Annotated in this window: 24 protein-coding genes; 4 read left to right on the top strand and 20 right to left on the bottom strand. The window is 37.6% G+C overall.

Annotated features, from left to right (window positions below; genetic code table 11):
• Positions 1-89: 89 nt before the first annotated feature.
• The 10 genes from rplI to AC4NPH_RS22635 all read right to left on the bottom strand — a co-directional run bounded on the left by rplI (position 90) and on the right by AC4NPH_RS22635 (position 8,418).
• A complete protein-coding gene (gene rplI, locus AC4NPH_RS22590) occupies positions 90-539 on the bottom strand; it encodes a 50S ribosomal protein L9 (protein WP_013059910.1) in 450 nt (149 codons plus the stop codon).
• On the bottom strand, positions 536-2,509 hold the full coding sequence (locus AC4NPH_RS22595; protein WP_013059911.1) for a DHH family phosphoesterase: 1,974 nt from the start codon (positions 2,507-2,509) through the stop codon (positions 536-538). Before AC4NPH_RS22595 ends, rplI begins: the two co-directional genes overlap by 4 nt.
• Positions 2,510-2,545: 36 nt before the next feature.
• Positions 2,546-3,490, bottom strand: a complete 945-nt coding sequence (locus tag AC4NPH_RS22600; protein ID WP_013059912.1) for a YybS family protein — start codon at positions 3,488-3,490, stop codon at positions 2,546-2,548.
• A 138-nt stretch (positions 3,491-3,628) separates the two neighbouring features.
• The gene (gene rpsR / locus AC4NPH_RS22605; RefSeq protein WP_013059913.1) at positions 3,629-3,868 is read right to left on the bottom strand and encodes a 30S ribosomal protein S18; all 240 of its coding nucleotides are present in this window, start codon (positions 3,866-3,868) and stop codon (positions 3,629-3,631) included.
• 66 nt (positions 3,869-3,934) lie between these two features.
• Positions 3,935-4,435, bottom strand: a complete 501-nt coding sequence (ssb, locus tag AC4NPH_RS22610; RefSeq protein ID WP_013059914.1) for a single-stranded DNA-binding protein — start codon at positions 4,433-4,435, stop codon at positions 3,935-3,937.
• Positions 4,436-4,483: 48 nt separating this feature from the next.
• Positions 4,484-4,771, bottom strand: a complete 288-nt coding sequence (rpsF, locus tag AC4NPH_RS22615) for a 30S ribosomal protein S6 (RefSeq protein WP_013059915.1) — start codon at positions 4,769-4,771, stop codon at positions 4,484-4,486.
• 189 nt (positions 4,772-4,960) lie between these two features.
• Positions 4,961-6,061: a redox-regulated ATPase YchF gene (gene ychF, locus AC4NPH_RS22620; RefSeq protein ID WP_013059916.1), complete on the bottom strand. Its 1,101-nt coding sequence runs from the start codon at positions 6,059-6,061 to the stop codon at positions 4,961-4,963.
• Positions 6,062-6,231: 170 nt separating this feature from the next.
• Positions 6,232-6,429: a DUF951 domain-containing protein gene (locus AC4NPH_RS22625; RefSeq protein WP_013059917.1), complete on the bottom strand. Its 198-nt coding sequence runs from the start codon at positions 6,427-6,429 to the stop codon at positions 6,232-6,234.
• 14 nt (positions 6,430-6,443) lie between these two features.
• Positions 6,444-7,337 carry a mechanosensitive ion channel family protein gene (locus AC4NPH_RS22630; protein WP_098239748.1) on the bottom strand — a complete coding sequence of 298 codons (894 nt, stop codon included), beginning with the start codon at positions 7,335-7,337 and terminating at the stop codon, positions 6,444-6,446.
• Between the two features lie 67 nt (positions 7,338-7,404).
• Positions 7,405-8,418: a YkvI family membrane protein gene (locus tag AC4NPH_RS22635; protein WP_013059919.1), complete on the bottom strand. Its 1,014-nt coding sequence runs from the start codon at positions 8,416-8,418 to the stop codon at positions 7,405-7,407.
• Between the two features lie 86 nt (positions 8,419-8,504).
• Between AC4NPH_RS22635 and yyaC the strand changes: the two genes are divergently transcribed.
• Positions 8,505-9,125 (top strand): spore protease YyaC, encoded by a 621-nt coding sequence (yyaC, locus tag AC4NPH_RS22640; RefSeq protein ID WP_013059920.1) that lies wholly within the window; start codon positions 8,505-8,507, stop codon positions 9,123-9,125.
• 32 nt (positions 9,126-9,157) lie between these two features.
• Here yyaC and AC4NPH_RS22645 read toward each other — a convergent pair whose 3' ends face one another.
• The 10 genes from AC4NPH_RS22645 to rpmH all read right to left on the bottom strand — a co-directional run bounded on the left by AC4NPH_RS22645 (position 9,158) and on the right by rpmH (position 18,367).
• Positions 9,158-10,027 (bottom strand): ParB/RepB/Spo0J family partition protein, encoded by an 870-nt coding sequence (locus AC4NPH_RS22645; RefSeq protein ID WP_013059921.1) that lies wholly within the window; start codon positions 10,025-10,027, stop codon positions 9,158-9,160.
• Positions 9,999-10,781, bottom strand: a complete 783-nt coding sequence (locus AC4NPH_RS22650) for a ParA family protein (protein ID WP_013059922.1) — start codon at positions 10,779-10,781, stop codon at positions 9,999-10,001. The genes AC4NPH_RS22645 and AC4NPH_RS22650 overlap by 29 nt, the downstream gene beginning before the upstream one ends.
• A gap of 117 nt (positions 10,782-10,898) precedes the next feature.
• The gene (gene noc / locus AC4NPH_RS22655; RefSeq protein WP_013059923.1) at positions 10,899-11,774 is read right to left on the bottom strand and encodes a nucleoid occlusion protein; all 876 of its coding nucleotides are present in this window, start codon (positions 11,772-11,774) and stop codon (positions 10,899-10,901) included.
• A gap of 135 nt (positions 11,775-11,909) precedes the next feature.
• Positions 11,910-12,626 (bottom strand): 16S rRNA (guanine(527)-N(7))-methyltransferase RsmG, encoded by a 717-nt coding sequence (gene rsmG, locus AC4NPH_RS22660; RefSeq protein ID WP_029319514.1) that lies wholly within the window; start codon positions 12,624-12,626, stop codon positions 11,910-11,912.
• A gap of 30 nt (positions 12,627-12,656) precedes the next feature.
• Positions 12,657-14,546, bottom strand: coding sequence for a tRNA uridine-5-carboxymethylaminomethyl(34) synthesis enzyme MnmG (gene mnmG / locus AC4NPH_RS22665; protein ID WP_279823191.1), 1,890 nt, complete (start codon positions 14,544-14,546; stop codon positions 12,657-12,659).
• A gap of 22 nt (positions 14,547-14,568) precedes the next feature.
• Complete coding sequence (gene mnmE, locus AC4NPH_RS22670) at positions 14,569-15,957, bottom strand: tRNA uridine-5-carboxymethylaminomethyl(34) synthesis GTPase MnmE (protein WP_029319516.1); 1,389 nt, start codon at positions 15,955-15,957, stop codon at positions 14,569-14,571.
• Positions 15,958-16,262: 305 nt separating this feature from the next.
• Positions 16,263-16,892 carry an RNA-binding cell elongation regulator Jag/EloR gene (gene jag, locus AC4NPH_RS22675; protein ID WP_013059927.1) on the bottom strand — a complete coding sequence of 210 codons (630 nt, stop codon included), beginning with the start codon at positions 16,890-16,892 and terminating at the stop codon, positions 16,263-16,265.
• Positions 16,889-17,653, bottom strand: coding sequence for a YidC family membrane integrase SpoIIIJ (gene spoIIIJ / locus AC4NPH_RS22680; protein ID WP_013059928.1), 765 nt, complete (start codon positions 17,651-17,653; stop codon positions 16,889-16,891). Before spoIIIJ ends, jag begins: the two co-directional genes overlap by 4 nt.
• Positions 17,654-17,768: 115 nt before the next feature.
• Entirely contained in the window at positions 17,769-18,122 is a 354-nt protein-coding gene (gene rnpA / locus AC4NPH_RS22685; protein ID WP_013059929.1) for a ribonuclease P protein component, read from the bottom strand.
• A gap of 110 nt (positions 18,123-18,232) precedes the next feature.
• Positions 18,233-18,367, bottom strand: coding sequence for a 50S ribosomal protein L34 (gene rpmH / locus AC4NPH_RS22690; RefSeq protein ID WP_013059930.1), 135 nt, complete (start codon positions 18,365-18,367; stop codon positions 18,233-18,235).
• Between the two features lie 754 nt (positions 18,368-19,121).
• Between rpmH and dnaA the strand changes: the two genes are divergently transcribed.
• From dnaA to yaaA, 3 genes are all read left to right on the top strand, one after another.
• The gene (gene dnaA / locus AC4NPH_RS22695; protein ID WP_013054820.1) at positions 19,122-20,465 is read left to right on the top strand and encodes a chromosomal replication initiator protein DnaA; all 1,344 of its coding nucleotides are present in this window, start codon (positions 19,122-19,124) and stop codon (positions 20,463-20,465) included.
• A gap of 186 nt (positions 20,466-20,651) precedes the next feature.
• Positions 20,652-21,788 carry a DNA polymerase III subunit beta gene (gene dnaN / locus AC4NPH_RS22700; protein WP_013054821.1) on the top strand — a complete coding sequence of 379 codons (1,137 nt, stop codon included), beginning with the start codon at positions 20,652-20,654 and terminating at the stop codon, positions 21,786-21,788.
• 100 nt (positions 21,789-21,888) lie between these two features.
• Positions 21,889-22,104, top strand: coding sequence for a S4 domain-containing protein YaaA (gene yaaA / locus AC4NPH_RS22705; RefSeq protein ID WP_098196919.1), 216 nt, complete (start codon positions 21,889-21,891; stop codon positions 22,102-22,104).
• The last annotated feature ends 7 nt before the right edge of the window (positions 22,105-22,111 follow it).

Below are 22,111 nucleotides of genomic sequence, written 5' to 3' on the forward strand. Positions count from 1 at the left end.
AGTATTTTCTTTCATCATAAATGTTGGCGCGAACAAATACAAGTCCGCGCCAACCCTTTATATTATTTACTTATTTCTCAATCTTACGTTTATTTTTGTTCAGTCACGTGTACCTTTACCGTAGCCGTTACTTCCGGGTGTAATTTAACCGGTACATTTGTGTAGCCTAATGCGCGAATTGCATCATTTAATTCAATTTTACGCTTATCTACTTTAATTTTGTGCTTTTTCTTTAATTCCTCAGCAATTTGTTTGCTTGTGATAGAACCGAATAAACGGCCACCTTCACCAGATTTTGCTGTTAATTCAACTGTTAGTTCTTCAAGAGTTGCTTTTAACTCTTTGTTTGCTTGAAGTTCTGCAGCTGCATCTTTTTGCTCTCTATTTTTTTGTGCTTCTAATACTTTCACATTACCGCCTGTAGCTTCAACAGCATAACCATTTTTTAATAAGAAGTTATGTGCATAACCGTCTGAAACATTTTTCACTTCACCTTTTTTGCCTTTTCCTTTTACATCTTTTAAGAAAATTACTTTCATGATTTTTTACCTCCATCTAAGTACTCATCAATTGCTTGTTTAAGCCGTTCTTCAGCTTCATCCAAACTAATGTCTTGAAGCTGAGTAGCAGCATTCGTTAAGTGGCCTCCGCCTTGGAGACTTTCCATAATAACTTGTACATTGATATCTCCCAGCGATCTAGCACTAATGCCAATTAGATTATCCCGTCGCTTAGAAATAACAAACGAAGCAACCACTCCGCTGATTGAAAGCAGCGTATCTGCAGCTTGCGCAATTAACACTTGATCATACATTTTGTTTGGTTCAGCTCGTGAAATGGCAATACCTGCTGTATAAATCTCTGCATGTTCAATAAAGCGTGCTCGCTGTACATATTGCGTGATATCTTCTTTTAAAAACTTTTGAACAAGAACCGTATCTGCGCCTTGAGAACGTAAAAAGGACGCTGCATCAAACGTACGAGATCCCGTGCGTAATGTAAAGCTTTTTGTATCGACAATAATACCGGCTAAAAGTGCTGTTGCTTCTAGCATATCAATTTTAAATCGTTTTGGCTGGTATTCAAGAAGCTCAGTAACGAGTTCTGCTGTCGAGGAAGCATATGGCTCCATATAGACAAGAAGAGGATCTTCGATAAAGTCTTCTCCTCGTCTATGATGATCAATGACCACGACATTTTCAATACGATTTAATAACCTTTCTTCAATAACCAGGGACGGCTTATGCGTATCTACTACTACTAAAAGAGTATCATCACTCACAAGATTTAAGGCTTCTTCAGGCGTAATAAATCGTTCCCACAGGCCTTCTTTCTTTTTAATCTCTTCCAGCATTCGCTGAACACCTGTGTCGATATGATCAGGATCTAATACAATAAAACCGTCTTTCTGATTTACTTGGGCTACTTTTAGTATCCCAATAGCAGCTCCTACAGCATCCATATCCGGATACTTATGACCCATGATAATCACTTTTCCACTCTCTGTAATGAGCTCTTTTAAAGCGTGAGAAATAACCCTTGCACGTACGCGCGTCCGTTTTTCCATTGGGTTTGTCTTACCCCCGAAGAATTTCACTTTTCCATTCGGCTGTTTAATCGCTACTTGATCTCCACCACGACCTAAGGCCAAATCCAAGCTAGATTGAGCTAAAGCACCCAGTTCGGGTAAATCAGCCGCACCAGCCCCAATACCGATACTCAATGTAAGCGGTATATTTTGTTTAGACGTCTCTTCTCGAACTTGGTCTAAGATAGAAAATTTGCTTCGCTCTAAATGAATTAAGATTTGTTCATTCATAATCGCAATAAATTTCTCGGAAGACGTACGTTTAATAAAAATACCGTATTCTTGAGCCCAATTATTTAACATTGAGGTTACTTGGCTATTCAAGTTACTTTTAACTTGATCATCCATTCCTTGCGTTAGTTCATCATAATTGTCTAAAAAGATAATACCTAAACTTGTTCGTTCTTCTTCATACAATTTTTCGATTTCTATTTGCTCTGTAATATCAAAGAAGTACAGTAAGCGCTCGTCTCGTTTAATCACCACTTTAAATTTCCGATCATGCAACGTGACAACTTCTGTTTCCACTTCTTGTTTGATCAGTGGAATAATACTTTCGGCTACATCGTATAATGATCTTCCCACTAGTGTGTCTTCACCGAGACAAGATGCTAGAAAAGGATTGGTCCATTCAATTTGATATTCATCATTAAACAGCATAATCCCAATCGGCATTTCCATTAATGCCTCTTCGCCTACTTTTTTCAGCCGATGAGACAGCATTGAAATATAGGTTTCAAACTCATCGGACAGCATTCGCTCCATTCTCATGTATAGAAAAAGACAGGCTAATAGTAATATAAAGCCTATCATTCCTATGATCCAATTATGATAGGTCACGATACCTACTAAAATCAGAGCTATACTATACAATGAGTAAAATGGATAGCGAATGACGTTCTTTTTTGTAAAGACAGGCATCCATTTCAGCTCCTACTTTTTTAAGTTCCACAATATCTACTTTTTTGTGTCTAATTGTTTTCTTAAATTAAATCCTAAATCAATTATACCTAAGATGCGCACAATTTGAAGGATAATTGGAATAATTAATGCTAAAATTGTTACAACAATTGGAATTGCTTTGGCATACCCTTTTTGATGTGAGAAATAGAAAATAAAAGAGATCCCTTGTAACACTACTAACATTTGCAGTCCCATCACGATGTTGATAATAGCTACGTACATAAATGTACCTTGTTCAATATTAAAAGATGGGAAGGATAAGATTAATGCAATCAAATAATACCATAGAATACTTTTAGGAAGTTTGAATTCACGAAAAGGCGGGAATGCTTGCACCTCATAACCTGTTCTTTTAAGAATAGGCGTAGCAATAAGCTGAGAGAAAAAGGCCAGAATAACTCCACCTATAACAATTAATAGAGGCAACAGATTTTTAAACATATCAAATGCATCTCTCATTTGGTCAATTTGAGATTCCTTAACGTCTTGTCCTAAACTTTTCATCATTTCAATACTTTGATTAATCGATTGATCTAAAGCATTATTTATTTGCTCCATTAAATTAACATTAAAAATGACATTTGCTCCTACGAACAATAAAAGTAAACCTAAACTAAATGCAACCGTGCCGCCTAGTAAAATGGTATACCTTTTTTGTTTTTGTCGGTAAAGCATTCCTATTGCTAATCCACCAATACCAAATACAAATGTAAAAGGAAGAGTCAACACATTTCCAAATAACAAAGTCAATAACAACCCTACTACTAAAAATAATATTGCCTTTTTCCACCCATGACGAACGGTATACACAATAAATGGAACAGCTAGCGCTAGTTGAAAAATGGTTCCCACAACAGGTATGTATAGTGAAAAAAGCAACAGCGCCACAAACAGCGCTAAAAGAGCTGCTCCTTCTGTAATATATCGAATTCCTTTCACAACTTCACCTCGTTGATATAGACTATTATTTATTTTATCGATTCAGTTAGTAAGAAGCAACTATTTGGCAAAAGAGTACCTATGTAATGTAAAAAGAGGCAGTAAGGATTCCCTTACTGCCTCTTTTTATACCGTTCATTATTCACCAGAAACATATGGTAATAATGCCATTTGACGAGCGCGTTTGATAGCGATCGTTAATTTACGTTGGTATTTAGCGCTTGTTCCAGTTACACGACGAGGTAAAATTTTACCACGCTCTGAAACGAATTTTTTAAGCATATCTACATCTTTGTAATCGATGTGAGTGATGCCGTTTGCTGTGAAGAAACAAACCTTACGACGTCTGTTGCGTCCACCTTTACGTCCACCTGCCATTTTGATACGCCTCCTTCCGCTTAAAAGTTTCTATAAAATTTTATACTCCGGATAATCTACTGCGAATTAAAACGGTAAATCGTCATCAGAAATGTCAATTGTCTCGCCATTATTTGCAAATGGATCATCATCAACGCGAGTATAACCTTGATTACCTGAGTTACGGTTCTGATTATCTCCAAATGGAGAGCCTTGTCCAGATCCTCCAGTGTTAGCAAAGTTACTGCGTTGCGTATCCCCACCGCCACTTTTCGGCTCTAAAAATTGCACACTTTCCGCTACAACTTCCGTTACGTATACACGACGACCGTCTTGTCCTTCGTAACTGCGAGATTGTAGTCGACCATCAACACCAGCTAAACTTCCTTTTTTAAGGAAATTGGCTGCATTTTCAGCCTGACGACGCCATACAACACAGTTGATGAAGTCAGCTTCACGTTCACCTTGCTGATTTGTAAATGTGCGGTTTACCGCTAAAGTGAATGTTGCAACCGCTGCTCCACTCGGGGTATAACGTAATTCAGGATCTTTGGTTAAGCGTCCTACGAGAATTACGCGATTCATCATCAGAACCACTCCTTAAGGAAATAAAACCCAATTTATTTAAACGTTTAATTATGCTTCTTGTTTAACAACGATATGACGGATAATGTCTTCGTTGATTTTCGCAAGACGATCAAATTCAGAAACTGCTTCTGAAGTAGCCGCCACGTCAAGAATCATGTAGTAACCGTCACGGAAATCATTGATTTCGTATGCTAAACGACGTTTACCCCATTCTTTAACATTTGCGATTTCAGCACCATTATCAGTTAATACGCCGTTGAAGCGCTCAACTAATGCTTTCTTTGCTTCGTCATCAATGCTTGGACGGATGATGTACATTACTTCATACTTTCTCATCACTGTCACCTCCTTTTGGTCTAACGGCCCGAAACGGGCAAGGAGCAATAAAATATTACTCACGAATTAAAATTATAGCACACTACCATAGGCAAAGCAATACGCATTGCCGCCTGTTTCATAAATATACGCTAATATTTTCACACACGACAAAAGCCAAAAGAAAATATTTTCTTTCGGCTTTTAATCTTATACGTTAAAGCGGAAATGCATAACGTCTCCGTCTTTTACGATGTATTCTTTTCCTTCTAAACGTACTTTTCCGGCTTCACGAGCTGCTCCCATTGTTTTGGCAGCTAATAAGTCTTCATATGATACCGTTTCTGCACGAATAAATCCGCGTTCAAAATCTGTATGAATAATACCTGCACACTCAGGAGCTTTCATACCTTGTGTAAACGTCCACGCCCGTACTTCTTGCTCACCAGCTGTAAAGTACGTGGCTAATCCAAGTAAATCGTACGCTGCACGTACAAGCTGATCTAGACCTGACTGTTCAATGCCTAGTTCTTCAAGGAACATTGCTTTTTCTTCTCCTTCAAGTTCAGCAATTTCAGATTCAATGCGTGCGCAAACAACAATTACTTCTGCGCCTTCACTTGCCGCATACTCACGCACTTTTGCTACATATTCGTTAGCAGATGCATCGGCTACTTCGTCTTCAGAAACGTTTGCTACATAAAGAATAGGTTTGATCGTTAGCAAGTGAAATTGTTTTACTAACTTCATTTGTTCTTCTGTAAATGATACAGCACGAGCTGGCTGATCACTTTCAAATGCATTCTTTAGTTTCTCTAGAATTTCGTATTCATACATTGCTTCTTTATCTTTTTGTTTAGCCATTTTTTGAACACGGCCGATACGCTTCTCTACCGTTTCTAAATCCGCTAAAATTAATTCTAAATTAATTGTTTCAATATCTGAAATAGGGTCTACTTTTCCTGAAACGTGCGTGATGTTTTCATCTTCAAAACAACGTACAACGTGACAAATTGCATCTACTTCTCGAATATGAGATAAGAATTTGTTTCCAAGACCTTCACCTTTACTAGCACCTTTTACGATTCCAGCGATATCTGTGAATTCAAATGCTGTTGGAATTGTTTTTTTAGGTTTTACAAGCTCTGTAAGTTTTTGAAGACGATGATCAGGTACTTCTACAATACCCACGTTAGGATCAATCGTACAGAAAGGATAGTTCGCAGATTCTGCGCCCGCTTGTGTAATTGCATTAAATAATGTTGATTTTCCAACGTTCGGAAGACCAACAATTCCAGCTGTTAAAGCCATATATTTATTCACTCCTCTTTATATATCCGAAACAAGTTAACCTGTCACAATTATAGTGAGTCAACTTTTGAAATACAAGTTTAATAAAGAACCTTTAGTCGCATCATGTTAAGATACTTCATTTTGTCCCACCTTACAGTATAAGGCATAAACATAGAAAATGCATGAGGTTATTCCTCATGCTTTACAAGAATTTTTTTCATTTTACGTGCAAAATCACGTCGTGGAATCATTACGCTGTGGCCGCAGCCTTCACATTTAATGCGGATATCCATTCCCATTCGAATGATTTTCCATTCATTTGTACCGCAAGGATGAGGTTTTTTCATTTCCACAACGTCATTTAAACCAAATTCTTTTTCCGTCATCAGCTCTCTCCCCCTTATTTCCCTTTCAACGTCGACGAATGCTGTGCTTCTTCTGTACGATTATACATAACCATACGAGGAAATGGAACTTCAATGCCATGTTCATTTAGCCTTGTACGCACTTCTTTACGAATCATACGAGAAATATGGAAATGCCTCATTGGTTTTACTTCGCTTGTAATCCTCATTGTGACTTCAGTTGCATGGATATTTTGAACCCCCAGCAATTCAGGCGTTTTAACCATATCTTCATAGCGGCTTGGCAATTCTTCTAAGAGCTCTAAAATCACTTGTTCTGCTTTTTGTATGTTTTCTTCATAAGAAATGCTTACATCAACAAAAGCTACGCTGTTATGTAACGAAAAATTAGTGACCTCCACAATACTGCCATTGGGCAAAATATTAATTTCACCTGTCCAACTCTTAATCTTTGTTGTTCGCAACCCAATTTCTTCTACAGTTCCCTCAAATGTTCCTACTCGAACATAATCGCCAACGGAGAACTGATCTTCAAAGATAATAAAAAATCCCGTGATGATGTCTTTCACTAAGTTTTGAGCACCAAACCCTACCGCGAGCCCTACGATTCCAGCCCCCGCTAGCAATCCTCGAACATCTACCGATAATGTTTCTAAAATCATAACTCCGGCAACGAAATAAATAACATAAGAAAAAACATTCTGAAGCAAACGGACCATGGTAGCTTCTCGTCGCTCAGAAATACGCAGAGGGCTATTTGTGCGAACCTCTACAAATTTATTTAACGCTTGCTTTCCAATTCGAATTAAAAACATGGAAATAAGCAGAATCAACAGAATTTTTATGAAGCCTTCTCCAATGTGTGCCCACGTTTCTTCTTGAAAAAACGGCTCAAATACGTTCTTAAAAACTGTCGTCAACGAATTCATACTACATGTAGCTCCTATCGTAACATACTCTACATACGAGAAAGTTTTAATCTATTGTAGCAAGTTTCTACGAACTTTTGTAGCGATTTCGAAATGGATATAATAGAACGGCTGTTACTAAAAATAAATTGACGATTCCATACATTGGATACAAAACGGCAATCAAAGTAGAAAAACCTAACTTTGTAAAGGGAATCATTAAAAGTAGCCAGCAGGCTGCCAGTTTCCAAAGAGATTGCACCTTTTCAGTATGAAAACGCGCGGTCAGTCCTAAGATTCCCGATACGGCTGTTGTATAAATTGCAATGAGCAAAACAATGCTCATTAAAAACAGCATCGTATAAGGAAAGTCTTTAAGAATAGCGAATAATGGAATTTCATAGGAAGAAAGAAGGCCTGAAACTTGAATAAGCGATTCATTATAAATAAAGGAGAGCCCCCCTAATAAAAAGCCACTGCCAACACTTGCAATATAAATCTCTTTTTTGCTTTTAATTTCCTTTCCAATTGTAGATAATACCGCGACAAGAGGAAGAATATTTAAAGCCGTAAAGGTAAACGCAGCAGGCCAATTATGCTGAAGATGCCAATCAGTTACTCCAGGATGACGTAAAACAAATGTAAGAAGGACGCCAGCTAGTCCAATCATTAAGATTGGCATAACGAAAGAATTGATAGAAAGAAGCCCATTTAATCCTCTTGAAAAAACAAAGACGATAAACGCACTAAGAGCGCCAATTCCCCACCAATAAGGAACATGCCACATTTCCAATGTCGCCCCGCCGCCCGCGATCATAATCACCGTCGTCGTAAACAAATAAAAAACGATTAAAACATCATAGGCTGCAGCCCATCTCTTTCCTATTAATTCAATTAGCACTGGGTAAAATTGATTGGTTCGGTAGCGATAGCTGATTTGCATAATCACATTGCAAGAAATCGCAAAAATAATAGAAAATAGAAAAATAGCAAGTCCGCTTTCTTCGCCAAAAAACTGCCATAGCTCTCTCCCTGAAGCATACCCAGCGCCTATCATGGTTCCCATAATTAAGAATATCCATTTACATCCTGCTCTCCACATCGATTTTCCCCCAATCCATGAAATATATGTATAGAATCTTCAAAATCTTCGTATACTGTTACTATTATGTATAAGGAGTGGACCCTATGAATTTAAAATCTCCCTTCTTTGAGAAGACACAACATTCAACCCGCGTATTTCATGATGAAGAATCTGCTACAAAGAAGCTGAGTACACAGTTACTATCTTTACTTCCAGCACAGAAAGACAGACCAATTGTTTTTGTATGTATTGGAACGGACCGTTCAACTGGGGACTCATTGGGTCCATTAGTCGGAACGAAACTGAATGAAAAAAAAGTTTCATCTTTTCACATTTTTGGAACGTTAGAAGAGCCTGTTCATGCTGTTAATTTGAAAGAAACGTTAAAACATATTCAAAAGCTTTTCCCGAATCCTTTTATTATTGGAATTGATGCTTGTTTAGGTCGTATGAAAAGCGTAGGCTCTGCATCACTTGGAATAGGACCCGTTAAACCAGGAGCAGGAGTTAATAAAGAATTGCCGCCAGTCGGGGATATTCATATAACAGGGGTTGTCAACGTGAGCGGATTTATGGAGTTTTTCGTCTTGCAAAATACGAGGCTTCACCTCGTTATGTGCATTGCCGATTTAATTGCGAAAAGTATTGAGACTGCGCACAACGAACGAGAGAAAGAGTTTAATAATTCTTCGGTTTACCAACCTGTAAGACATTATAAACAATAAAAAAGGTTGTCCTAAAACTAGGACAACCTTTTTTATACAGAAGATTTGTTAGTCTGAGAAAGATCGTTAAATAATTCAAGAAGACGGTTTAAATCTTCTTTAGAGAAAAATTCGATTTCAATTTTTCCTTTTTTCTTGCTTTGTGTAATGTGAACAGAGGTACCAAAACGCTCACGAAGCTGTGTTTCACTTTGTTTTATAAATAAATCTTTATCTTTTTTAGTTTTTGATGTTTCACGTGGAACGGCTTTATTTAAGTGGGCAATATAAGCCTCTAGCTGTCTAACATTCAATTGTTCCTTGCGTATTTTTTCAACGACTTTAGGTAGAAGAGCTTTATTTTTCAAACCGACTAGCGTACGCCCGTGGCCCATAGACAATTCATTAGTAGAAATGAGGGTTTGAATTTCCTCAGGCAACTGCAAGAGGCGAACATAGTTAGCAATATGAGGTCGGCTTTTTCCCAGTCGTGTAGCAAGTTGCTCCTGTGTCATATCGAGCTTATCCATAAGCAATTGATAAGCGGTTGCTTCTTCAATTGGCGTCAAATCTTCACGCTGTAAATTCTCCAACAAAGCTAGTTCCATCATTTGCTTTTCTGAAAAGTCTTTTATAATGACAGGAACAGTAGCAAGGTCGGCTTCTTTAGCAGCTCTAAATCGTCTTTCACCCGCTAAGATTTCATAGCCTTTAATGCTTTTGCGAGCTACAATAGGCTGTAAGATGCCATGATGTAAAATGGATTGCTTTAACTCATTAATTGCTTCTTTATTAAACGTTTTACGTGGTTGATAGGGGTTGGGTCTGAGTTCGTGAATAGCAACTTCCTGAATTGAATCATCAGCCTGTGCATCTAAGCCTGAAAATAAGGCATTAATTCCTTTCCCTAATCCTTTCGCCATTATAAATCACTTCCTTTGCAAGTTCCGTATAAACTGCGGCCCCTCTAGATCTTGCATCATATAAGATAATTGGTTCACCATGACTAGGTGCTTCGCTCAAACGAACATTTCGAGGAATAATCGTTTGATAAACGCGATCCTGAAAGTACTTCTTCACTTCTGCTGTTACCTGCAGTCCTAAATTTGTGCGTGCGTCAAGCATAGTCAACAATACACCTTCGATACGCAGTTGATTATTCAAATGTTTTTGGACTAATCTAACGGTATTTAGCAGTTGACTTAATCCTTCAAGCGCATAATATTCACACTGTACAGGTATTAAAACAGAATCAGCTGCCGTTAAAGCATTTAATGTCAGTAAACCAAGAGAAGGGGGACAATCAATAATAACATAATCAAAGTGATCTTTCACCGTTTCTAAAGCTCTCTTAAGTCGAACTTCACGTGAAATAGTCGACACTAATTCAATTTCTGCACCAGCTAATTGAATGGTCGCGGGAATGATTGATAAATTTTCGACGGCTGTTGAACGCACAACGTTTTTGGCTTCCATATCTTCCACTACTACATTGTAAATACATTCATCTACATCTGCTTTATCTATGCCAACTCCACTCGTAGCGTTCCCCTGTGGATCTCCGTCTACAAGTAGAACCTTTTTTCCTTGTTCAGCTAAACAAGCTCCTAAATTAACAGCGGTTGTTGTTTTTCCAACTCCGCCTTTTTGATTCGCAACTGCCACAATTTTCCCCATGTTGTCACCTACTTTCATTTCCATCCCATTTGTCCAGACAGTTTAATTGTTCATTGAATTTTCTGACGAAAAACTTTGATAAAAAAGCCTCATCAAAAAAAGATGAGGGCTATTTCTTTATTTTTTCGGAATCTTAATAGTAAACTGAAAATATTCATCAAACTCTTCTTCTTCCGTGTTTAATGAAATACCGCTGTCACTAACCATTGTCAAGGATTGACGAATTGTATTCATTGCAATACGCGTATCTTTACTAAACGCTTTTCTTTTAGCTTTTGGCTTTTTAACCTGCGTTTCTAACAATTTAACTACTCGATCTTCCGTTTGTTTTACATTTAATTGTTTTTCAATAATCTCAGCTAATACTTGAAGTTGTTTTTCTTGATTTTTGAGGGGAATGAGCGCTCTTGCATGTCGCTCTGTAATCAATTTTTGTTTGATTGCTTCTTGTATTTCAACAGGAAGCTTTAACAAACGAAGCTTGTTTGCAATTGTGGATTGGCCTTTTCCTAAACGTTGAGCTAATGCCTCTTGGGTAAGATTATGTAACTCAATTAACTTTGCGTAGGCTAGTGCTTCTTCGACAGCCGTTAGCTCTTCACGTTGTAAGTTTTCTATTAAAGCCACAGAGGCCGTTTCTGTATCGTTAAAATGTTTCACAATTGCAGGAACCGTATCCCATCCTAAGCTTTGTACAGCTCTCCACCGGCGTTCTCCAGCAATTAATTCGTATTCTTCGCCCTCAGTCGGTCGAACCACAATAGGTTGAATAATACCGTGTGTATGAATAGTAAGAGCTAGCTCTTCAATTTTTGCTTCATTAAACACAGTACGCGGCTGATAACGATTCGGAATAATACTTGAAACCCTAATTTGTTTTACTTCATCTCTTAAAACTTTTTCGACATTTTCATCTTGGACAGTTTCAATCTCTACATGAATATCCTCATCTTTTTCTTTTAAATTAAAAAAACGTGAAAAAGCAGATTTCATAGTCCCACACCACCTTCAGGAAAATCCCGCCTTAAACTAATTCGATGTTTTTTAATCATATCCTGCTTTCTAAACAGAAAATATAGAGAAGAAAATGTTTCATATGAAACATTCTCTTCTCTATCTATTTAATACCTACTCTAGTGGAAGCTTAACTGGGGTACCAGGTTTTCTAGGATATTTTTTAGGCGTTTTCTTGATTTTGTCTATTAAAATAATGTAACGTTCACTTTGCTCCAAAGGCAATTGGAAATGTTCAATCGACTTCACTTTTCCACCTAATACTTGGAATGATTTTTCTCCATTTTTTAATTCCTCAGGGGCAGAAGCACCTTTCATTGCTAAAAAGCGTCCTCGTTCTTTAACAAGCGGTAAGCAAAATTCATTAAGAACCGAGATACGCGCCACGGCTCTTGCCGTTACAAGATCGAATGACTCGCGAATCGTTTCTTTTTTACCAAATGTTTCAGCTCGATCATGACATAGTGTGACATTGTCTAGTTCAAGCTCATTTACAAGATGCGTTAAAAACGTAATACGCTTTTGTAACGAATCAACGATTGTTACATGCAAATGCGGGAAGCAAATTTTGATCGGAATACTTGGAAATCCTGCTCCTGCACCTACATCACACATGGATTCAATTTCTGTAAAGTCTTGAAAAAAAGCAGCTGAAATAGAATCGTAAAAATGCTTTTCATACACTTCACCGTGATCAGTGATAGCAGTTAAATTCATTTTTTCGTTCCATTCCACTAAAACTTGATAATACTTTTCAAATTGATTCAGCTGTTTAGAAGAAAGAGAAATTCCCTTTTCCTCTAATAGCTGTTGAAACTGTTGAATATTCATTGAGTTTCCCTTTCTTCGCGCCTAAGAGTTTTAATCATTTGATACTTTAGCGATGCGCCCTTGTTCAATATAAACAAGCAAGATTGAAATATCAGCTGGGTTGACTCCAGAAATACGTGATGCTTGCGCTACCGTTAGTGGACGCACTTGGTTTAATTTTTGACGTGCTTCTGTAGCTAAACCGTTAATTGCATCATAATCGATATAATCAGGAATCTTTTTGTTTTCTAACTTCTTCAAGCGTTCAACTTGCTGAAGTGATTTCTGAATATATCCTTCGTATTTCACCTGAATTTCTACTTGTTCAGCTACTTCAGGATCTACCGCCTCATCAGCTGGTGCTAATTGATGAATATGAGTATATGTCATTTCAGGACGGCGAAGTAAATCTGTCGCACGAATGCCATCTTTTAATTCGCTGCCGCCAGCTTCTTTAATCAGTTGTTGAACAGCTTCATTCGGCTTAATAATAAAGGAGAAAAGACGTTTCTTCTCTTGCTCGATTTCCGCTTTCTTCTGTTCAAATTTAGCATAGCGCTCATCGCTGATTAATCCTAGTTCACGACCAATTTCAGTAAGGCGTAAATCAGCGTTATCATGACGAAGCAATAAACGATATTCTGCACGAGACGTTAGCAGACGGTACGGTTCATTTGTTCCTTTTGTTACTAAATCATCCACCAATACACCGATGTAAGCATCAGAACGTCCTAAGATGACTTCTTCTTGTTCCAGCGCTCTTCTTCCCGCGTTAATTCCAGCAAGAAGACCTTGGCCTGCAGCTTCTTCATAACCAGATGTTCCGTTAATTTGTCCAGCCGTATAAAGATTTTTAATTTTCTTCGTTTCAAGCGTTGGCCATAACTGAGTCGGAACAATTGCATCATATTCAATAGCATAGCCCGCACGCATCATTTGGACTTTTTCAAGACCAGGAATTGTCGCAAGCATTTGACGCTGTACGTGCTCAGGAAGGCTTGTTGATAGTCCTTGAACATATACTTCTTGCGTATTTCGTCCTTCTGGCTCTAAGAAAATTTGGTGGCGCGGTTTATCATTAAAGCGCACAACCTTATCTTCAATAGATGGACAGTAGCGTGGTCCAGTACCTTTGATCATCCCAGAATACATAGGAGATAAGTGAAGGTTGTCATCAATAATTTGATGAGTTTGTTCACTTGTATATGTTAACCAGCAAGGCAGTTGATCTGTAATGTACTGTGTTGTTTCGTATGAGAAAGCACGAGGCACATCATCCCCAGGCTGAATCTCCGTTTTGCTGTAATCAATAGTTGAGCTATTAACACGAGGTGGAGTTCCTGTTTTAAAACGGACCATGTCCAGCCCTAACTCCTCTAAGTGTTCAGAAAGCTTAATAGCCGGTTGTTGATTATTAGGACCGCTTGAATATTTTAGTTCACCTAAAATAATTTCCCCGCGTAAGAATGTCCCTGTCGTAATAACAACTGTTTTAGCTTTATACACAGCTCCCGTTTGAGTGACAACGCCCGTACATACACCGTCTTCTACGATTAATTGTTCTACCATACCTTGCATAAGCGTTAGATTTTCTTCATTTTCTAACGTTTTTTTCATTTCATGCTGATAAGCAAATTTATCCGCTTGAGCTCTAAGTGCTCGAACAGCTGGACCTTTTCCTGTGTTTAACATTCTCATTTGAATATGAGTTTTATCGATATTTCTACCCATTTCTCCGCCAAGAGCATCAATTTCACGTACGACAATACCTTTTGCAGGACCGCCTACAGAAGGGTTGCAGGGCATAAATGCCACCATGTCTAAGTTGATGGTCAACGTTAACGTTTTAGCACCCATACGCGCAGAAGCAAGTGCGGCTTCACAACCTGCATGACCTGCTCCAATGACAATAACATCATATTGTCCACCTTCATATTGCATAATAGTAGCCTCCTTTAATAATCTATTTTCCTAAACAGAATTGAGAGAACAACTGATCAATTAAGCTTTCGTGAACAGCATCACCAATAATTTCACCTAATAGTTCCCACGTTCTTGTTAAATCAATTTGGACGATATCGATTGGAACACCACTTTCAATGCCTGTGATGGCCTCATCGATAGCTCCTCTTGCTTGCGTTAAAAGCGCAATATGTCTCGTATTAGATAAATATGTTAAATCTTGAGATTCAATTGTTCCTCCAAAGAAAAGAGCTGCGATTGCTTCTTCAAGCTGATCTACTCCTTGTTCTTGAAGGAGCGAAGTCGTCACTACTGGATGATCACCAGCAAATTGCTGCACTTCCTCTAGATTAATTTTTTGCTCAAGATCTGTTTTATTCACAATCACGATAACGTCCATGCCTTTTACAGCTTCAAATAGCTTTTTATCTTCGTCCGTTAGTTCTTCATTAAAATTCAACACAAGCAAAATTAAATCTGCTTCTTTCAAATACTGACGGGAGCGTTCCACACCAATTCGTTCTACAATATCTTCTGTTTCACGAATTCCAGCTGTATCAACTAATCGCAGAGGAACTCCTCGCACATTGACGTACTCTTCGATTACATCTCGCGTCGTTCCAGGAATGTCTGTGACAATGGCCTTTGCATCTTGCACTAAACTATTTAGAAGAGAAGATTTCCCTACATTAGGACGTCCAATAATAACCGTAGCCAATCCTTCTCTTAAAATTTTTCCTTGATGAGAGGTTTGAAGAAGCTTATCAATTTCTTGGCGTACATTTGAAGCTTTTTCGATCAATACTTGGTGAGTCATTTCCTCTACATCGTCATATTCTGGGTAGTCAATGTTTACTTCTACATGGGCAAGTGTTTCGAGAATTTCCTGCCGTAAATGACGTACTAGCTTGGACAAACGCCCTTCCATTTGGCCAATCGCCATATTCATCGCTTTATCTGTTTTGGCACGAATTAAATCCATTACAGCTTCTGCTTGTGACAAGTCTACTCGACCATTTAAAAATGCTCGTTTTGTAAACTCACCCGGCTCAGCTAAACGGGCACCATTTGCAATAACTAACTGCAGCACACGATTAACGGATACAATTCCTCCGTGACAGTTAATTTCAATAATGTCTTCTCTAGTAAATGTCTTGGGACCTTTCATAATGGAAAGCATCACTTCTTCGACGACTTGCTCTGTCTTGGGATCTACGATATGACCGTAGTGAATAGTATGAGAAGCTACGTCTGTTAATCGTTTGTTCGAAACGCTTTTAAAGATACGATCTGCAATCGTAATGGCTTCTTCACCACTCAGGCGGACGATGGCAATAGCTCCTTCTCCCATTGGTGTAGAAATGGCCGCAATTGTATCAAAATCTAGCACCAACTTCACCTCATTTCATTTTATAAACCTTTTATTTTAAACGATGTTATATACTATCATCGTTAACAATTTTACACGAACAAAAACATCTATTTTAAGGCCCGTAATTTGTATGAACCAAATAAATAGAATACCACAATTCACCGATTTGGAACATCTCTAACGTTCTTCTGTTATGCACAGCAAGAAAAACAGGCAGTATGTACTATTTTAACTTATCCACATGTGAATAACAACGTATGTAACTTGATTTTTTGAACGCTAGCTTGATAAAAGTAAACATAAAAAAGCACTAGCGCATTTTGCTAGTGCTTTTTTCCGACGGGCTGAACCAAAATACTTCTTTTCGGTTCTTTTCCGATAGAGTGTGTCTCAACTAAAGAATTTTTAGCTAACACTTGGTGAATCATTTTTCTTTCATGCGAAGGCATTGGTTCTAGTTGAACAGATCGATTCGTTTTAATCGCCTGATTCGCTATTTTTAATGCCAGTTTTTCGACCATTTCTTTTCGTTTTTCTCGGTAGCCTTCTGGGTTTAATACAACATTTAAAAATTGCTGACTGTATCGATTAGCTACCAGTTGTGTGAGAAGCTGGAGCGCATTGAGGGTTTGTCCATGTTTTCCAATCAGCATTCCCGCTGAATCGCTACTAATCTCAATTATGCAGTTTCTCGAGGTTTTTTTGACGTTCGTATGAATCGAAATCCCCATTTCACGGCTAACATTTGTAATAAAATGAACCGCTTCCTCTACAGGGTCAACTATTTTTGTAACTTTTACAACTGCGGGTTTTCCCTTAAAGATTCCTAAAAATCCTTTTTTGCCTGGTTCAATTATTTCTACATTTGTTTGATTTCGCTCTACTTCTAAAGCATCTAATGCTTCTTGAACAGCAGCTTCAATCGTCTGGGCCGTAATTGTGATTTCGTTCATTTTTTAACCCCTTCAATATTCGCTTGTTTTAAGTCTGGCCCTTTAATGAAGTAGGTTTGAATAATCATAAATAGATTTCCCACTACCCAATAAAGAGATAAAGCGGCTGGAAAATTGATTGCAAAAACGACAATCATGATCGGCATAACCCAAAGCATCATAGCCATTTGAGGATTTTGATTTGCATTTCCGGCCATCATCATCTTTTGCTGAATAAACGTTGTGATTCCTGCGACAACTGGTAAGATAAATAGCGGATCACGCGCACCTAAATCAAACCATAAAAAGCTGTTGTTTGCGATTTCTGACGTTCGTGTAATCGCGTGGAAAATTCCGATAAGAATGGGCATTTGAATTAGAATTGGGAAGCACCCAGCTAAAGGATTTACTCCGTAAGTTTGGAATAATGCCATCGTTTCTTTCTGCAATTGCTGCTGCGTCTGGGCATCTTTTGAACTGTACTTCTCCTTTAACTTCTGCATTTCGGGCTGAAGCGTCTGCATTGCTTTCGTGTTTCTCATCTGTTTAATCATAAGCGGTAGAATAAGTAAGCGAATCAGGATTGTGACAACGATGATCGCAACTCCATAGCTTTTAAATACCTCCGCCAGATACGTAATGACTAATGACAGCGGATACACAACATACTCATTCCAAAAACCTTTACTATCATCTGTAATAGGTTGGTTAATTTCCGTACAACCCGCTAAAACAGTTAATAGAAAGATAAGCGTTATCCCTAAAAACAACTTCTTCTTCACCTGTTTTTCCTCCTTCTACATGTTCACCTTTCAATTCTGAAAGTGCGTCAAAATCCATTATATAAGGATGCGGTAGAAAAACAACAGCTATTAAAGGCTTTTCTTCTATTGTTTATTAATCGTTTTGTCTATGTGTAAGTAATTTGCCACGCTTAAAGACATGCTGCAAGCTGCTTTTAATTTCTTCATAGCTCATTGTTGCAGCAGGCTGCCTTGCAATTACAATATAATCTTTGTCTTGCTTCAAATACGGTGTGAATTCAAACATAATTTGTTTAGCAAGGCGCTTAACTCGATTACGAGTCACGGCATTTCCAATCTTTTTGCCCACGGAGAATCCTACGCGGAAATGTTCTTGATCCGGTTTGTCTAGAACATACAAGACAAATTGGCGATTCGCTACGGACTTGCCCTTTTTAAAAACTGTTTGAAATTCATCATTCTTTTTTATACGATATCTTTTTTTCATTTTTAACAACTCCTGCCCTTTTTCAGGTCATGCTTTTATGTAGTCCCTACAGGAACAGAGGTGATTTTAGCCTTATAAAGCGAAAAAAGACCACTGGCGTCAGTGGTCTATTATGCTGATAATACTTTTCTTCCTTTACGACGACGACGAGCTAAAACTTTACGTCCATTCGCTGAGCTCATACGAGCGCGGAAACCGTGTACTTTACTGTGCTTACGTTTGTTTGGTTGGTAAGTTCTTTTCATCTATAAACACCTCCTCGAGGAATAACTGAAAAAGACAGTCCTTGCAATTATAATGAAAAGACTAAGAAGATGTCAATGTTATTTAAAAAATAAAATTTTCAATCTCTTGGTTTCATTATCTGTTTTACTCAATCTTCTTCATTCTAATATCTTTATAACCCAATTGTCTATACCTAATCAATAAAATTCATTGATTTATTAAAGAAAAAATTTTTCCTTTTCATCTCTTTTTCTTTCTCTACCAGCTGCGATCGCATCCTTACTGAACAAAACTACAACAATACAGGTTATAAAAAGCCTCTTTTTTATTCAAATTCTTCTCTTAAACCATTGTGGATAAGTTTTTTCGACATTTTTCTACTTTTCCATTTCTTATCGACAACTCATGCACACTATCTTGTGTTGTGGAAAACTTTTCTCCACAAGGTGTAGTGATTGTGGATAAGTTTCGAAAATTCATTGCATCATGCCGAATTCTTTGATATTATATTTTTGTTTTCACTCTTAATTACTTTTCCACAGTTGGTTTTTATCCACAAACTGTGGACAACTTGTGGACATCATTTCCACTATTACTGTATAAAGTTATCCACACCATGTGGAATCTGTCGAATAGTCGACTTTCTTCTATAATATATATTTACCCACATAATAGCAATTGTATAAATATAAATTTTTTATGCATAAGGTTTTGTACAGGTTGTACAAGGGTTGTACAAAGCGCATAAAAGCTAGAAAAAGGAGGGATTGCTCGTTGGAAAACATTCATGATTTATGGGATAGAGCTTTAGATCAAATTGAAAAAAAATTAAGCAAACCTAGTTTTGAAACCTGGCTCAAATCGACAAAAGCTCATGCTTTACAAGGAGACACGCTCATTATTACTGCACCTAATGATTTTGCACGGGACTGGTTAGAATCTAGGTATTCTAATTTAATTGCTGAAACACTTTATGATCTTACGGGGGAAGAGTTAGATGTAAAATTTATTATTCCTCCTAACCAGGCCGAGGAAGAATTCGATATTCAAACTCCTAAAAAGAAAGTCAATAAAGACGAAGGAGCAGAATTTCCTCAAAGCATGCTAAATTCGAAGTATACCTTTGATACATTTGTTATCGGATCTGGAAATCGGTTTGCGCATGCAGCTTCTTTAGCAGTAGCAGAAGCGCCGGCTAAAGCGTATAATCCGCTTTTTATTTACGGGGGAGTAGGATTAGGCAAAACACACTTAATGCACGCCATAGGCCACTATGTGTTAGATCATAATCCTGCCGCGAAAGTCGTGTACTTATCATCTGAAAAATTCACAAACGAGTTTATTAACTCTATTCGTGACAATAAAGCAGTAGAATTCCGCAACAAATACCGTAATGTAGATGTTTTACTGATTGATGATATTCAATTCTTAGCAGGTAAAGAGCAGACACAAGAAGAATTTTTCCATACGTTTAATACGCTTCACGAAGAAAGCAAGCAGATTGTCATCTCAAGTGATCGACCGCCGAAAGAAATTCCTACACTTGAAGATCGACTTCGCTCTCGCTTTGAATGGGGCCTTATTACAGACATCACACCACCAGATTTGGAAACACGAATTGCTATTTTGCGTAAAAAAGCCAAAGCGGACGGCTTAGTTATTCCAAATGAAGTTATGCTTTATATCGCCAATCAGATTGATTCAAATATTAGAGAATTAGAAGGCGCACTTATTCGTGTAGTAGCTTATTCTTCACTAATTAATAAAGATATAAACGCTGATTTAGCAGCAGAAGCATTAAAAGATATCATTCCTAGTTCAAAACCTAGGGTTATTACGATTCAAGACATCCAACAGATTGTTGGACAAGAATTTAATATAAAATTAGATGATTTCAAAGCAAAGAAACGTACAAAGTCAGTTGCGTTTCCTAGACAAATTGCCATGTACCTTTCTCGCGAACTAACGGATTTTTCGCTGCCTAAAATTGGAGAAGAGTTTGGCGGGCGAGACCATACTACTGTCATCCATGCTCATGAAAAAATCTCAAAACTTGTTCAAACAGATACTGACCTACAAAAACAAATTAAAGAAATAAGTGAATCACTAAAAATATAGGCTTTTTTTACTTGTATTTTGTGTATAAGTGAGTTAGGATTGTACACAGTCTGTCCACATGTGGATAGGCTGTGTTCTCACGTTTTTAGGGGTTATCCACATTTCCACAGCCCCTATTACTACTACTATCTTAAAATATAATAAATAATAAGCTTTTAAACCTACTTTTAAGGAGGATTAATTATTATGAAATTTATCATACAGAAAGACTATCTAGTTCAAAGCGTTCAAGACGTTATGAAAGCTGTATCTTCTAGAACAACAATTCCAATTTTAACGGGGATTAAAATTGTAGCGACTGAAGAAGGTGTTACCTTAACAGGAAGTGATTCCGATATCTCGATTGAATCGTTTATTCCAAATGAAGAAGAAGGAAAAGAGATTGTTGATATCCAAAAACCAGGAAGCGTTGTTCTCCCAGCTCGTTTCTTTAGTGAAATCGTAAAAAAGCTTCCTAAAGACATTGTAGAATTAGACGTCCAAAGTCACTTTTTAACAATCATTCGTTCAGGAAAAGCTGAATTTAACTTAAATGGTTTAGATGCAGAAGAGTATCCTCATTTACCACAGATCGAAGAAAACAACATGTTTAGATTACCGACAGACTTATTAAAAAACATGATTCGACAAACTGTCTTTGCGGTGTCCACCTCAGAAACACGACCTATCTTGACAGGTGTAAACTGGAAGGTCGATGGCAAAGAATTAACGTGCATTGCCACTGACAGTCACCGTCTAGCTTTGCGAAAAGCGACCATTGAAACTGGAAATGAAGCAACGTATAATGTGGTTATTCCAGGTAAAAGTTTAAGTGAATTCAGTAAGATCCTTGATGATTCTCATGAATTAGTAGACATTGTTATCACGGAAAATCAAGTATTATTCAAAACAAAACATTTACTATTTTTCTCAAGATTATTGGACGGAAATTATCCTGATACTTCAAGATTGATCCCAGCTGATAGTAAAACGGATGTTATATTGAACGTAAAAGAATTCTTGCAATCGATTGACCGCGCTTCTTTATTAGCTCGTGAAGGAAGAAACAACGTAGTAAAACTATCTACGCTGGATGAAGGAATTGTTGAAATCTCTTCTAACTCTCCTGAAATCGGAAAAGTAATTGAAGAGGTACAAAGTCAGTCTATCTCAGGAGAAGAATTAAAAATTTCTTTTAGCGCAAAATATATGTTAGATGCATTAAAAGCGCTCGAAGGAACAGATATCAAAATCAACTTCACTGGTGCGATGCGTCCATTTGTCATTCGAACATTAGAGGATGATTCAATGCTGCAGCTGATTTTACCAGTGCGAACATATTAAATCTCAGAAAGCTACTAGCATGCCGTACTAGTAGCTTTCTTTTCTCAAGGAGAATTATTTAGTAAAATAGAGATACATCATTAGAAAGTGAGAGAGTCGCATGAAAACAGAGGTTAAAATTTCAACTGAATACATTACGCTTGGCCAGTTTTTAAAACTAGCAGACGTCATTCAAACAGGTGGAATGGTAAAATGGTTTTTAAGTGAGCACGAAGTATATGTAAACGGGGAGCTAGAAGAGCGCCGCGGACGTAAATTATATGCAAATGACGAAGTGGATATACCGACTGCAGGATCATTTGTTGTTATTACTTAAAGTTGGT

This window comes from Priestia sp. MDV22-iso46, assembly GCF_058629175.1.

Coding starts and splice junctions, on each gene's coding strand:
- rplI (WP_013059910.1), bottom strand. CDS start 539: ATGAAAGTAATTTTCTTAAAAGATGTAAAAGGAAAAGGCAAAAAAGGT.
- AC4NPH_RS22595 (WP_013059911.1), bottom strand. CDS start 2,509: ATGCCTGTCTTTACAAAAAAGAACGTCATTCGCTATCCATTTTACTCA.
- rpsR (WP_013059913.1), bottom strand. CDS start 3,868: ATGGCAGGTGGACGTAAAGGTGGACGCAACAGACGTCGTAAGGTTTGT.
- ssb (WP_013059914.1), bottom strand. CDS start 4,435: ATGATGAATCGCGTAATTCTCGTAGGACGCTTAACCAAAGATCCTGAA.
- rpsF (WP_013059915.1), bottom strand. CDS start 4,771: ATGAGAAAGTATGAAGTAATGTACATCATCCGTCCAAGCATTGATGAC.
- ychF (WP_013059916.1), bottom strand. CDS start 6,061: ATGGCTTTAACAGCTGGAATTGTTGGTCTTCCGAACGTTGGAAAATCA.
- AC4NPH_RS22625 (WP_013059917.1), bottom strand. CDS start 6,429: ATGACGGAAAAAGAATTTGGTTTAAATGACGTTGTGGAAATGAAAAAA.
- AC4NPH_RS22630 (WP_098239748.1), bottom strand. CDS start 7,337: ATGAATTCGTTGACGACAGTTTTTAAGAACGTATTTGAGCCGTTTTTT.
- AC4NPH_RS22635 (WP_013059919.1), bottom strand. CDS start 8,418: ATGTGGAGAGCAGGATGTAAATGGATATTCTTAATTATGGGAACCATG.
- yyaC (WP_013059920.1), top strand. CDS start 8,505: ATGAATTTAAAATCTCCCTTCTTTGAGAAGACACAACATTCAACCCGC.
- AC4NPH_RS22645 (WP_013059921.1), bottom strand. CDS start 10,027: ATGGCGAAAGGATTAGGGAAAGGAATTAATGCCTTATTTTCAGGCTTA.
- AC4NPH_RS22650 (WP_013059922.1), bottom strand. CDS start 10,781: ATGGGGAAAATTGTGGCAGTTGCGAATCAAAAAGGCGGAGTTGGAAAA.
- noc (WP_013059923.1), bottom strand. CDS start 11,774: ATGAAATCTGCTTTTTCACGTTTTTTTAATTTAAAAGAAAAAGATGAG.
- rsmG (WP_029319514.1), bottom strand. CDS start 12,626: ATGAATATTCAACAGTTTCAACAGCTATTAGAGGAAAAGGGAATTTCT.
- mnmG (WP_279823191.1), bottom strand. CDS start 14,546: ATGCAATATGAAGGTGGACAATATGATGTTATTGTCATTGGAGCAGGT.
- jag (WP_013059927.1), bottom strand. CDS start 16,892: ATGAACGAAATCACAATTACGGCCCAGACGATTGAAGCTGCTGTTCAA.
- rnpA (WP_013059929.1), bottom strand. CDS start 18,122: ATGAAAAAAAGATATCGTATAAAAAAGAATGATGAATTTCAAACAGTT.
- rpmH (WP_013059930.1), bottom strand. CDS start 18,367: ATGAAAAGAACTTACCAACCAAACAAACGTAAGCACAGTAAAGTACAC.
- dnaN (WP_013054821.1), top strand. CDS start 20,652: ATGAAATTTATCATACAGAAAGACTATCTAGTTCAAAGCGTTCAAGAC.
- yaaA (WP_098196919.1), top strand. CDS start 21,889: ATGAAAACAGAGGTTAAAATTTCAACTGAATACATTACGCTTGGCCAG.